Source organism: Porphyrobacter sp. AAP82, assembly GCF_000331285.1.
In the GTDB taxonomy this organism is placed as follows: Bacteria; Pseudomonadota; Alphaproteobacteria; order Sphingomonadales; family Sphingomonadaceae; genus Erythrobacter.
Genome location: NZ_ANFX01000021.1, coordinates 42,698 through 55,495 on the forward strand (window position 1 = coordinate 42,698; position 12,798 = coordinate 55,495).

General features: G+C 68.8%; 10 protein-coding genes. 5 read left to right on the plus strand and 5 right to left on the minus strand.

What is annotated here, in order from left to right; all coding sequences use genetic code 11:
* Positions 1 to 202 precede the first annotated feature (202 nt).
* From D620_RS16780 to D620_RS0106735, 4 genes are all read left to right on the plus strand, one after another.
* Complete coding sequence (locus D620_RS16780; protein ID WP_081596544.1) at positions 203 to 985, plus strand: DUF4167 domain-containing protein; 783 nt, start codon at positions 203 to 205, stop codon at positions 983 to 985.
* Between the two features lie 5 nt (positions 986 to 990).
* The gene (lnt, locus tag D620_RS0106725) at positions 991 to 2,610 is read left to right on the plus strand and encodes an apolipoprotein N-acyltransferase (protein WP_017665035.1); all 1,620 of its coding nucleotides are present in this window, start codon (positions 991 to 993) and stop codon (positions 2,608 to 2,610) included.
* A 100-nt stretch (positions 2,611 to 2,710) separates the two neighbouring features.
* Positions 2,711 to 3,922, plus strand: a complete 1,212-nt coding sequence (metK, locus tag D620_RS0106730; protein WP_017665036.1) for a methionine adenosyltransferase — start codon at positions 2,711 to 2,713, stop codon at positions 3,920 to 3,922.
* A gap of 176 nt (positions 3,923 to 4,098) precedes the next feature.
* On the plus strand, positions 4,099 to 5,331 hold the full coding sequence (locus tag D620_RS0106735) for a DUF418 domain-containing protein (RefSeq protein WP_017665037.1): 1,233 nt from the start codon (positions 4,099 to 4,101) through the stop codon (positions 5,329 to 5,331).
* A 129-nt stretch (positions 5,332 to 5,460) separates the two neighbouring features.
* Here D620_RS0106735 and D620_RS0106740 read toward each other — a convergent pair whose 3' ends face one another.
* From D620_RS0106740 to D620_RS0106760, 5 genes are read right to left on the minus strand one after another with little or no spacing between them, the layout of a single operon-like run.
* Entirely contained in the window at positions 5,461 to 6,624 is a 1,164-nt protein-coding gene (locus D620_RS0106740) for a CaiB/BaiF CoA transferase family protein (protein ID WP_017665038.1), read from the minus strand.
* A 3-nt stretch (positions 6,625 to 6,627) separates the two neighbouring features.
* Entirely contained in the window at positions 6,628 to 7,509 is an 882-nt protein-coding gene (locus D620_RS0106745; RefSeq protein WP_017665039.1) for an alpha/beta hydrolase, read from the minus strand.
* Entirely contained in the window at positions 7,509 to 8,159 is a 651-nt protein-coding gene (locus D620_RS0106750; protein WP_017665040.1) for a CoA transferase subunit B, read from the minus strand. Before D620_RS0106750 ends, D620_RS0106745 begins: the two co-directional genes overlap by 1 nt.
* Before the next feature lie 14 nt (positions 8,160 to 8,173).
* Complete coding sequence (locus D620_RS15740) at positions 8,174 to 9,247, minus strand: hypothetical protein (protein ID WP_017665041.1); 1,074 nt, start codon at positions 9,245 to 9,247, stop codon at positions 8,174 to 8,176.
* Positions 9,247 to 9,969, minus strand: coding sequence for a CoA transferase subunit A (locus D620_RS0106760; RefSeq protein ID WP_017665042.1), 723 nt, complete (start codon positions 9,967 to 9,969; stop codon positions 9,247 to 9,249). The genes D620_RS15740 and D620_RS0106760 overlap by 1 nt, the downstream gene beginning before the upstream one ends.
* A 481-nt stretch (positions 9,970 to 10,450) precedes the next feature.
* On the opposite strand from D620_RS0106760, the gene D620_RS0106765 reads away from it, so the two are divergent.
* Positions 10,451 to 12,757 carry a CDC48 family AAA ATPase gene (locus tag D620_RS0106765; RefSeq protein WP_017665043.1) on the plus strand — a complete coding sequence of 769 codons (2,307 nt, stop codon included), beginning with the start codon at positions 10,451 to 10,453 and terminating at the stop codon, positions 12,755 to 12,757.
* Positions 12,758 to 12,798 lie beyond the last annotated feature (41 nt).

Genomic DNA, 12,798 nt, shown 5'->3' on the forward strand with positions numbered 1-12,798 from the left:
GGGCGCAAACCGCTGGGCCATGCTCCTGAACTCAGCTGATACCGCCGTGAGGGCTCGCCCCCGGCAGCATCCAGCGCGGAGCACGCGGCACGCTTCGGCCCATTGGAACGACGGGGTCCGGCGTGGCGCAAGGGCAAGGGGTCTGTTGACCGCGCGTATGACCAATGTTTTCGCGCTAGGTCGCTGTTAAGGAACGTTTTCCTTGAATAACAACCGTAATAACCGGCGTCGTGGACGCGGCAACCGCAACCAGGGCGGAGGCGGCGCACAATTGAACCGCATCGACAGCCGGGCGCGCGGCAATGCCCCGCAGATGCTCGACAAGTACAAGAAGCTCGCCCAGGACGCCCAGCACAATGGCGACCGGGTGCAGATGGAGTACTATCTCCAGTTCGCGGACCACTATTTCCGCGTGATCGCCGACAACAAGGCGCGTCAGGACGAACAGCGCGGCGGCAATGGCGGCGGCGGCAACCGTCGCCATGACGAGCGCGAGAACCCTGAGGATTTCGAGGACGATTTCGACTTCGGCCGTCGCAGCGACACGCCGACCCGTTCGCCCTATGACCAGCCCGACACGATCGGCAGTCTCGATGTCGCCGAGGGCGAGCCCGGGCAGGAGGGCGAAAGCTTTCTCGCCGATGATCGCGGCGATGACCGCGAGACCGGCCGCGGCGAGCGGGACGGCAACCGCGGGGAAGGCAACCGCGGGGAGGGGCGCGGGGAGGGGCGCGATCGCGGCCAGCGTCGCCAGCCGCGCAAGGAACGGGACGGCAATCGCCAGGATCGCCCGGAACGCAGCGAGAAGCGCGCCGACAAGCCTGCCGAGCGCACCGAACGCGCCGACAAGCCCGCGCGCACCCGCATGCCCCGCAAGAGCGCCGATGACGGCGAGCAGCGGGGCATCGACAGCTCGATCCTCCCGCCCTCGATCCGTGGGGACGATACGGGCGGCGATAGCGGCACGCTCGAAACCGTCGAGTAAGCGCCATGCGTGAGCGGCTGGCAGCCGCGGCGAGCGGGGTGCCCGCGCTGCTGCGGCGCTTTCCGGCGCTGACGGCGGTGGCGCTGGGGCTGATCGCGGCCTGCGCCTACCCGCCGCTCCACCTCTGGCCGCTGGGCCTTGCCGCGCTGGCGGGGTTCGTGTGGCTGGTCCACTCCGCCGAAAACTGGCAGCAGGCTGCGGCGCGCGGCTGGGTGTTCGGCTGGGCGCACCTGACGCTCGCCAACAACTGGATCGCGACCGCCTTCACCCATCAGGCCAAGATGCCCGAGGTGCTCGGCTGGGCGGCGGTGCCGCTCTTGTGCGTCTACCTCGCGGTCTATCCGATGCTGGCGGCGCTGGCGGCGCATGGGCTGGCGCGCAAGCAGCCGATGTGGGCCTTCGGGCTGGTGCTGGCAGGGGCGTGGATCGTCACCGAGTGGCTGAGGGGCTGGGTTTTTACGGGCTACCCGTGGCCGCCGTTGGGGCTGATGCTGCTGGGCACATGGGACGCGCCGGGGCTGGCGGGCAGCTGGCTGCCAGGGATGGGCAGCTATGCCCTGTCGGGCCTCACCCTGTTTCTCGCGGGGCTGTTCCTGTTCTGCGTTGTGCAAAGGCAGTGGCTTGCCCTGCTCGCGCTTGCGCTTGCCGTCGTCGGACTGATGTTGGCGCCCGGTACAAAGACGCCGGACTCCGCCCTGCGCTACACCCTCGTCCAGCCCCATATCCCGCAGTCCGAGATCAACGACGCCTCGAAGTTCGAGGATCAGTTCGAGCGCCTCGCCCGCCTCACCGGCAAGGGCACCGGGAGCCGGCGCATCGTGCTGTGGCCTGAAAGCGGCGTGCCCGACTATCTCGAGGACGGCTATCCGGCGCGCTACTACACCGCGATGACCGCAGGGGGCGATCCGGACTTCGCCCGCCGCCGGATCGGCCGGGTGATCGGCCCGCAATCGACCCTGCTGACCGGGGTTGTGAACCTCAATATCGGTCGCCTGCCCGATGGCCGTTCGGGAGCGGTGAGCGCGCGCAATTCGGTGATGGCGCTGGACGGCGCGGGCCGGATTCGCGGCGGCTACGACAAGGCGCATCTCGTGCCCTATGGCGAATATCTGCCGATGCGCACCATTCTGGAACCGCTCGGGCTGTCGCGGCTGGTGGCCGGCAGCATCGACTACCTCCCCGGCCCCGGCCCGCGCACGCTGGACCTCGGGCGATACGGCAAGGCGGGGGTGATGATCTGCTACGAGATCGTCTTCTCCGGCCACGTCGCGTCCCGCGCGAATCGCCCCGACTACATCTTCAATCCCTCCAATGACGGCTGGTTCGGCAGCTGGGGCCCGCCGCAGCACCTTGCCCAGGCGCGGATGCGGGCGATCGAGGAGGGGCTGCCGGTGCTGCGCTCGACCACCACCGGGATCAGCGCGGTGATCGACGCGGGCGGCATCGTGCGCGGCACCATCGCACCGGGCAAGGCCGACAGGCTGGAGGGGCTGGTCCCCGCCGCCAAGCCGCCGACGCTGTTCGCCCGGTGGGGCCATGCGCTGACGCTGGCATGGGCGGCGCTGTTCGCGGGTCTCGGCATCGCGGCACCGAGAGTGCTTGCGCTTGTCCGCGCGCGCGGCTAGGGCGGTCGGCAGACAAGCGGGACATAAAGGTTTCCTTATATCTCTATAAGGTGCCCTTGGCCCGCCCCGCCACGCCCATTCCAGCCCCCGGGGGACATCCATGCGCACCAACTACCTGTTCACCTCCGAAAGCGTTTCCGAAGGCCACCCCGACAAGGTCGCCGACCAGATTTCGGACGCGATCGTCGATCTGTTCCTCTCCAAGGACCCCGAGGCGCGCATCGCCTGCGAAACCCTCACCACCACCCAGCTGGTGGTGCTGGCCGGCGAAATCCGCTGCAAGGGCGTCTACGAAAACGACGAGTGGGCCCCCGGCGCCAAGGAAGAGATCGAGGCGACCGTGCGCGCCACCGTGAAGCGCATCGGCTATGAACAGGACGGCTTCCACTGGGAGAAGTTCCTGTTTCTCAACCACCTGCACGGCCAGTCGGCGCACATCGCGCAAGGCGTGGACGCGGGCGAGAACAAGGATGAAGGCGCGGGCGACCAGGGCATCATGTTCGGTTACGCCACCGACGAGACCCCGGGCCTGATGCCCGCGACGCTCTACTACAGCCACAAGATCCTCGAGCGCATGGCCGCCGACCGCCACTCGGGCGCCGCCCCCTTCCTCGAGCCCGATGCCAAGAGCCAGGTGACCCTGCGCTACGAAGGCTCGCTGCCGGTCGCCGCGACAGCGATCGTCGTCTCGACCCAGCACAAGCCGGGCTATGACGAGAACGATCCGGCCAAGCAGGCGGAACTTGAAGCCTATGTGAAGGGCGTGATCGCCGACGTGATCCCGCCGGTGCTGCTGCGCGAGACCGAATATTTCATCAACCCCACCGGCAGCTTCGAAATCGGCGGTCCCGATGGCGACGCGGGCCTTACGGGGCGCAAGATCATCGTCGACACCTACGGCGGCGCCTCGCCCCATGGCGGCGGCGCGTTCAGCGGCAAGGACCCGACCAAGGTCGACCGTTCGGCCGCCTACATCACCCGCTACCTCGCCAAGAACGTGGTCGCCGCCGGCCTCGCCACGCGCTGCACCATCCAGATCGCCTATGCGATCGGCGTGTCGAAGCCTTTGAGCCTCTACGTCGACACCCACGACACCGGCACCGTCGGCGACGACACGATCGAACAGGCGATCCTCGGCATTGCCAAGCTCGGCGGCCTGACCCCGCGTTCGATCCGCACGCACCTTGGCCTCAACAAGCCGATCTACCAGCCGACCGCCGCCTACGGCCACTTCGGCCGCACCGCGGAAGGCGACTTCTTCCCGTGGGAACGCCTCGATCTGGTCGACGACCTCAAGGCCGCGCTGGGCTGATTTTATGGGACGGGGGGTGCCGGACAGGCCCACCCCCTGCCCCTCCCGCAAGCGGGAGGGGCGTATCCGCGCCAACCATCCCCCTCCCGATTGCGGGAGGGGTTAGGGGTGGGCCTGCGCCGACGGCCCAAGAAAACCCCTGTGTCACGGCCTCAGATAGGCTACCTATCGGCCCCGTGATCCCGCCGCCGCCCCCCGCCCCCCGCATCCTCGCGCTCGACGCTTTGCGCGGCATTGCGGTGATCGGCATCATCGGCATGAATGTGCTCGCCTTCGCCATGCCGGGGCCGGCCTATTACAACCCGGCGAGCTTCAGCCCCCCGGTCTTCGGCAGCACCAGCCCGCCCGATTACTGGGTGTGGCTGGCGAGCTTCGTGTTCATCGAGGACAAGTTCCGCACCCTTTTCGCGATGCTGTTCGGCGCAGGGTGCCTGATCCTTGTCGAGCGTTCCGGACCCCGCCCGTGGCGCGCGCATTATGCGCGGATGGCCGTGCTTTTCGCGATCGGCCTCGTCCATGCGACGCTCCTTGCGAGCAACGACGTGCTGCGCGCCTATGCGCTCGCCGGGCTGGCCCTGCCATTGCTTGCCGGGCTCAGCGCCCGCGCGCTGGTGACGGTCGCGCTGGGGCTGCTCGGCGTCCACCTGTTCATGGGGCTCGCGCTGCTCGGGCCTTCGCTGGCATCATGGCTGGCAGGCCGCGAGGGGTCCGAGCTTGTGCTCTGGGCCGAGCGCCAGTTCGGGCGCGAACCCGCCGCCATCGCCGCGCTGCTCGAACAGGGGCGCGAGGCCTTTGGCGCGCGCGTCGTCCGCCGCACCCTCGGCATTCCGGCGCAGATGATCGCGCTGGTTGCCGCGCTGCCCTTGAACCTGTCGGCGATTGCGCTGGGCATGGGGCTGTGGCGGGGCGGGATGCTGAAGGGCGCGTGGCGCACCTTCCGGCTCCGGCGGATCGCCGGGCTTGCCGCGCTTGTCGCGCTGCCGGGGCTGCTGGGCCTCGCGGGCGTGCTGGTCAGCACCGGCTTTCCCGCCGCGCTGGTCGGGCCGGTGGCCCTGCTGCTGTCCGCACCCTTCGACATGGCGCTGGCGGTCGCTTACGCCGCGCTCGCCATGGCCTTCCTCGGCAGCGGCGCGGCGGCGGAGCGGCTGGCGATGGCCGGGCGGCTGTCGCTCACCAACTATCTGATGACGAGCGTGATCCTGTCGGCGATCTTTGCGTCCTGGGGCCTCGGCCTGTTCGGCGAGGTGACGCGCTGGCAGGCCTTTGCGATCGGGCTGGTGCCGGTGGCGGCGATGCTGGCGTGGTCGCCTGTCTGGGTCACGAAAGTAGGACAGGGGCCGTTCGAACGGCTGTGGCGGCGGCTTTCGCACCGGCTTGCATCGGGTCTTTCCTACACGCCTGAAAAGTGACAGCCTTGCGGGGATGAACGCCCGCGCGCCCGTTTGGATGACCGCTCAGGACAGGCTGCACACGACGCGCGGTTTTCCGTCCCTGGACAGTGTCTCATTGTCTCCTACACGCCAAGCCGGCAGGTGCGCTCAGCCGTGCTCCCCGTGGATCGGCGAGGGCCGGTCCAGGGCCAGTTCGGCGTCGGAGAAGGTGAAGGGGCTCCTCACCCCCGCCATCCCGCCAAGCTCGATCCGCAGCCCCCGGGCGATGACCTGCGGATCGGCGAAGACCTCGTCCAAGCGGTTGATGGGGCCGGCCGGAACGCCTGCGGCATGGCAGGCATCGAGCAGGCCCTGCTTGGTCCACCCGGCGGTGGCGGCGGCGATTGCGGCGTCCAGCGCCGCGGCGTTGGCGGTGCGATCGCCGTTGGCGGCAAAGCGCGGATCGGTGGTGAGGCTCGCGAGGCCCAGCACCGCCATCAGCTTGTGGAACAGCCCGTCATTGGCCGGCGCAAGGATCACGTGCCCGTCACTGACGGCGAAGACGCCGTATGGCGCGACCTGGGCATGGGCATTGCCCATCCGCGGCGGGTTCTGTCCGCAAGTGAAGAGGTATGTCGCCTGGTTGGCAAGCATGCCCACCGAGCAATCGAGGAGGCTCATGTCGACCTGCTGGCCCCTCCCGTGCATGGGCCCCGTGCGCGCGCGCATCAGCAGCGCCGCCTGCACGCCGTTCGCCGCCCACACGCCGGTGGCAAGGTCGCTGATCGAGATGCCCATCTTGACGGGGTGGCCTTGCGGTTCGCCGGTCAGCGACATGAGGCCGCTCATCCCTTGCGCGACGAAGTCGTATCCGGCCTCCGCGCTGCGCGGGCCAGTCTGGCCGAAGCCGGTGATCGAGCAGTACACAAGGCCCGGATTGGCGGCGGAGAGGGAGGGGTAATCGAGGCCGAACTTGGCGAGGCTGCCGGTCTTGAAGTTCTCGATGAGAACGTCGGCCCCGGCGATGAGGGCCTTCACGCGGGCGAGGTCATCGGGATCGGCGAAGTCGGCGATGATGGAGCGCTTGCCGCGGTTGCAGGCGTGGTAATAGGCGGCCTCGCGGTGGACGGTGCCAGCAGCGTCGGTGCGCTCCACCCAGGGCGGGCCCCACAGGCGGGTGCCGTCGCCTTCCGGGCTCTCGACCTTGATGACATCGGCGCCGAGGTCGGCGAGGATCTGCCCGCAGAACGGCCCGGCGAGCACGCGGGCGAGCTCGATGACCTTGAGGCCGGCGAGCGGCGCCTTGGGGTTGCGGGGCTGGTCGAGCCACATGGCCTAGCGCTCCAGCTCGGCCTTGAGGAAGCGGACCGAGTCGGCCAGCACCGTGCCCTTGGCGCGGAACGGGACCGAGAGCGCCATGACCACCTCCTCGTGGGAGAGCGGGCCGTAGTTGACGACGTCGGCAACCGCGCCCAGCTCGCGCTGGCGGGCGGCGAGGCTGAGGGCGTTGCGGGCGCGGACGGTGGTGTCGCCATCGGAAGTGACGAGCAGCAGCGGCGGCGCGTCGGCACGGGCGAAGGTGACCGGCTGGGTCTCGGCCGGCTCGGGCCACTGGCTGAAGGCGGCGATGGCGCGATCGGAGGTGAAGGGGTGGAAGTCGTAGGGGCCCGACAGGCCGACCGCGGCCTTGACCCCCGCCGGGTCCGCCCCCGCCGCGGCGAGCCGCTTGGCATCGAGCGCCAGCATCACCGCCTGATAGGCCCCGGCCGAGTGGCCCATGAAGGCGATCCGCCCGGGGTCGCCGCCGTGCCTTGCGATGGTCTGCTGGGTCCAGGCGACCGCCTCGGCACCATCGTCGAGGAAGGCCGGGAAGTGGACGCCGGGCACCTTGCGGTAGTCGGGGATGACGACGAGGAAGCCCTCGCGCGCCAGGGCCCGTCCGGCGAAGGCATAGGAGGTGCGCTCGCCCTTGGCCCAGCCGCCGCCATACCAGAAGATGACGACCGGCAGCTTGCCAGCCGCTGCTTCGGGCTTCCAGATGTCGAGGCTCTGGCCGTGGCTGCCGAAAGCGATGCCTTCAGCCGCCAGCACCGCGCCGCCCGCCCCGCCGGCGATGCGGTCGTACCACGAGAGCAGCCGCGGCGGCGAGGTGAAGGCGAGAACCCCGCCCACCGCCGCCGCCAACGCGAAGCCGCCGATCGCGAGCTTGCGCTTCATCAGGCGGCGAAGTGCGCGGTGGTGCTCGCCGCGATGTCGGCCCCGGTGACGCCCGGAGCCATCTCGATCAGGCGGAACGGCTCGCCCTTGGAGGGGCGCTGGAACACGGCAAGGTTGGTGATGACCATGTCGACCACGCCTGCGCCGGTCAGCGGCAGGGTGCATTGGGGAATGAACTTCGGGCTGCCGTCCTTGGCGGTGTGGTCCATCACCACGATGATCTTCTTGACCCCTGCGACAAGGTCCATCGCCCCGCCCATGCCCTTGATCATCTTGCCCGGGATCATCCAGTTGGCGATGTCGCCATCCTGGCTCACTTCCATCGCGCCGAGCACGGTGAGGTCGATATGCCCGCCGCGGATCATGGCAAAGCTGGTCGCGCTGTCGAAATAGGCGCTGTGCGGCAGTTCGGAGATGGTCTGCTTGCCGGCATTGATGAGATCGGGATCGACCGCGTCGTCATAGGGGAAGGGCCCGATGCCGAGCATCCCGTTCTCGCTCTGGAGCGTCACCAGCATCCCTTCGGGGATGTGGTTGGCGACCAGCGTCGGGATGCCGATGCCGAGGTTGACGTAATAGCCGTCCTTCAATTCGCGCGCGGCGCGGGCGGCCATCTCGTCGCGGGTCCAGCCGGTGGGAAGCGTCGTCATGGGAAGAGGTGTCCTTACTGGCCCAGCAGCGGTTCGATCAGGAACCACCCGTCGCCGATCAGCGGTTCGATGCCGGCGCCGGCTTCGGGGTTGCGCAGGTATTTGAAGCGCAGGTCGAAATCGGGCCGCTCGTCACCGGCGATGGCAATGATGCAGGTGATCCCGGCGAGGTTGGCGCGGCGCTGGTCCTTGCTGTCGCCCTCGTCGCGGCGCAGCGAGATGATATCCTGCCCGCGCGGGTCGAGCCCGGATTGCTCGAGCGCGGTGCGAAGACTGCCTGACTGGTCGGTCGAAAGGTCCGTAAGCCACGCGATCTCGACCCGCGCCTCGCGCAGCACCGCAAGGCCGAGCGCGAGGCTGGGGAGCTGGCCGGGGCTGGCAGGCGGCGCGAAGATGCCGCCCGCCGGATCGAGATCGATCACCGCGATAAGCTGCTCGCCGGCCGAACAGCGGCGGCGCTTGCCATCGAGCGCGACCGGATCGGCAAGAATCGCCGAGGGCAGCTCGGCCCCGCCCGCCGCCTGCCGCGCGGCGGCCTGGGTGTAGCGCACGAAGCGCGCGAAGTTGGCCTGCCCGGACGCAAGCGGGCGTTCGGGATCGGGATAGGCGGTCGGCGGGCCGAGCGCGGCGATGCTCGCGGGAGCGGGGGCAGGCGTCGGGGTCGGCGGAGGGACCGGCTCGGGGGCCGGCGGGGGTGCCGCAGCGATCGCTGGCACCGGCTTGGGGGCCGGGACTGGCGTCGGCGTCGGGGCAGGCGTCGGGGCAGGCGTCGGGGAAGGTTGGGGCGCAGGCGTCGGGACCGCGACCGGCGGCGCAGCCACCGTTGCCACCGCCACGGGTGCCACCGCCACGGGGCGCGCCGGTTGGGGCGCAGGCCCGGGTGCCGGGGGCGAGACGATCACGACCGGCGTCGCTTCTGCGGCCGGGGTTGCTGCGGGCGTCGGTGCGGCTTCGGGCTGCTCGCCGTCCTTGATCACCCGCGATCCGACCATCGTCGATCCCGCGATCACCGGGATCACCGCCGCCACGCAGCCCGACAGCGACGTCCCCGCCAGCAATGCCAGCAGCGCCGCAAACTTCTTGTCCATCACGCCGTCTCCCTCTCCCGCACGGTCCGGAACTCGATCTTCTTGTCATAGGGCGCGCCGAGGACGATCCGGTTAACGAATACGCCCGCCAGATGGATCTGGTCGGGATCGAGGCTGCCCGCTGGCACCACCTCCTCGACCTCGGCGACGCACACCTTGCCGCAGGTCGCGGCGGGCAGATTGAAATTGCGCGCGGTCTTGCGGAACACGAGGTTGCCGGTTGCGTCGGCCTTCCACGCCTTGACGATCGCAAGATCGGCGAAGATCCCGTGCTCGAGGATATAGGTCTGCATCACCCCGTCGCGGTCGGGGAAGTCCTTGTGCTCCTTGCCCTTGGCGACTTCGGTGCCCACGCCGGTGCGGGTGTAGAAACTCGGGATCCCCGCGCCCCCTGCCCGCATCCGTTCGGCGAGGGTCCCCTGGGGGCAGAACTCGACTTCGAGCTCACCGGCAAGATACTGCCGCTCGAACTCCTTGTTCTCGCCGACATAGGAGCTGATCATCTTGCTGACCTGCCGGGTGCGCAGCAGCTTGCCGATGCCCTCGTTGTCGATCCCGGCATTGTTGCTGGCGAAGGTGAGGTTCCTGACGCCCGAATCGCGGATCGCATCGAGCAGCCTTTCGGGCAGGCCGCAAAGGCCGAAGCCCCCTGCGGCGATCAGCAGGTCATCACGCAGCACGCCGGCGAGCGCGCTTGCGGCGTCGGGGTAGAGCTTGGTCATTGCGGCTCGGCTGCCTCTTGTGGTGTCGCCCAGGGATGACCCCGATGGCGGGATCGGAGCAGTGATTAGAGCGTTCGGGAGGCGCTGTCACCCCTCGCGCGACTCGAAGTCGAATCAACTTTCATGTTGCGACGCAAAACGGTCACAAAGGCATTTTTTGCCCAATCTTTGAGCGACTGCCGCCGATTTGGGCAGAAATTTGCAAGTTTGCGCACAAATTTGCACCGAAATGGGTGTTGATTGCACTCTTTGCAACGAACTACGCGTCTTTCGCACTTGCACAATCGGCTCATCTGCGGCATTTGGAAGGTGCCTTTCAGGCATCCTCTCCCAAACTTTCCAAGCCCGGTGCCTCGCACCGGGCTTTTTTCTTGCCGGTTGGCGCTACCGCTCGGCCGGCTCCGCGCGCCCCGTCCCGATTGCATTCGGCTCCCCCCCTTCCTAGCTTGGCGGTCAACCACCGCTTGGACAGGACTGCCCCATGGCCGACGCCGAAACCGCCACCCCGATCCGCACCGTGCGCCTCCAGGTCGCACCCGCGCGGCAGGAGGAATCCGGGGCGGGAATCGCCCGCATTCCGCGCGCGGCCTTCCAGAAGCTCGGCATCACCGAGGGCGATGTCGTCGAGATTCGCGGCAAGCGCACCACCGCCGCGATCGCGATGGCCGCCTATCCGGAAGATGACGCGCTCGACGTGGTGCGCCTCGACGGCCTCCAGCGTGCCAATGCCCAAGGGGGCTCGGGCGAGCATGTCGAGATCGCGAAGGGGCAATCCCGCCCCGCCACCCGCGTGGTCTTCGCCCCCGCCCAGCGCGAGATGCGCCTCCAGGGGCCGACCCAGGCCTTGAAGCGCAACTTCTTCCGCCGCCCGCTGGTGGCCGGAGACCTCGTCGCGACCACCGGCCAGCAGCCGGTGCAGAACATGCCCGCCGACGTGCGCCAGCTGCTGCGCGCCCCCGCCTATGCACTTACCCAGATCCGCCTCACCGTCGCCTCGACCAGCCCCAAGGGCCTCGTCCATATCGACGAGAACACCGAGGTCGAGCTGCGCGCCGAGTTCGAGGAACCGCGCGATGGCCGGGCAGTGGTCAACTATGACGACGTCGGCGGGATGGAGGAGACCATCCGGGCCCTGCGCGAAATGGTCGAACTGCCGCTGCGCTACCCGGAACTGTTCATCCGGCTCGGGGTCGAGCCGCCCAAGGGCGTGCTGCTGCACGGGCCCCCGGGCACCGGCAAGACCCGCCTCGCGCAGGCGGTCGCCAATGAAAGCGATGCCGAATTCTTCATCATCAACGGGCCGGAGATCATGGGCTCGGGCTATGGCGAAAGCGAAAAGCGCCTGAGGGAAGTGTTCGAGGAAGCCACGCGGGCCTCCCCTGCGATCATCTTCATCGACGAAATCGATTCGATCGCCCCCAAGCGCACCCAGGTGCCGGGCGAGGCGGAAAAGCGCCTTGTCGCCCAGCTGCTCACCCTGATGGACGGGCTGGAGAAGCGCGCCAACCTCGTGGTGATCGCCGCCACCAACCGCCCCGACGCGATCGACGAGGCGCTGCGCCGGCCCGGCCGCTTCGACCGCGAGATCGTGATCGGCGTCCCCGATCAGCGCGGGCGGCGCGAGATCCTCGCCATCCACACCCGCGGGATGCCTTTGGAGAGCGCGGTCGACCTCGACGAACTCGCCCGTGTCACCCACGGGTTCGTCGGCGCGGACATCGCCGCGCTGGCGCGGGAGGCTGCGATCGAGGCGGTGCGCCGGATCATGCCGCGCCTCGACCTCGACGAACGCACCGTCCCGCCCGAGGTGCTCGAGGACCTGTGCGTCACCCGCGACGATTTCCTGTCCGCCCTCAAGCGCGTCCAGCCTTCGGCGATGCGCGAGGTGATGGTGCAGGTGCCCAATGTCGGCTGGGCCGACATCGGCGGCGCGGGGGAATCGGTCGACAAGCTCAAGGAAGGGATCGAGCTTCCGCTGAAGAACCCGGACGCCTTCCGCCGTCTGGGGATCCGTCCGGCCAAGGGCTTTTTGCTCTATGGCCCGCCGGGCACGGGCAAGACCCTGCTCGCCAAGGCGGTCGCCAAGGAGGCCGAGGCGAACTTCATTTCCATGAAATCCAGTGACTTGCTTTCGAAGTGGTATGGCGAGAGCGAGCAGCAGATCGCCCGCCTCTTCGCCCGCGCGCGGGCCGTCGCGCCTTGCGTGGTGTTCATCGACGAGATCGACAGCCTCGTCCCTGCGCGCGGCTCGGGCCAGGGCGAGCCGCAGGTCACGGGCCGGGTGGTCAACACCATCCTTGCCGAGATGGACGGATTGGAAGAGCTGCAATCAGTGGTGGTGATTGGCGCCACCAACCGGCCGACGCTGGTCGACCCGGCGTTGCTGCGCCCGGGCCGCTTCGACGAGCTGGTCTATGTCGGCACGCCCGACGCCGCCGGGCGCGAGCACATCCTCGGCATCCACACGGGCAAGATGCCGCTCGCCGGCGATGTCGATCTGGGCAAGCTGGCCGCCGAGACCGAGCGCTTCACCGGCGCCGACCTCGAAGACCTCGTCCGCCGCGCCGGGCTTGCCGCGCTGCGCCGCGTGGGGGGCGAGGTCAGCGCGGTGGAAGCGCGCGACTTCGAAACCGCGCTCAAGGATTCGCGCGCGACGGTGACGCCCGAAATGGAGAGCGAATACCAGCAGATGCGCGGCGAACTGAAAAAGCGCGCCGCCGCAGTGCAGCCGATGGGCTTTTTCGCGCCGGAAATGCTCAAGCCCACACGGGAGAGGAAGCACGATTGAGCAGGGGCGCTCCGCTCCTCGAATGTTCCGCGTGAAGCATT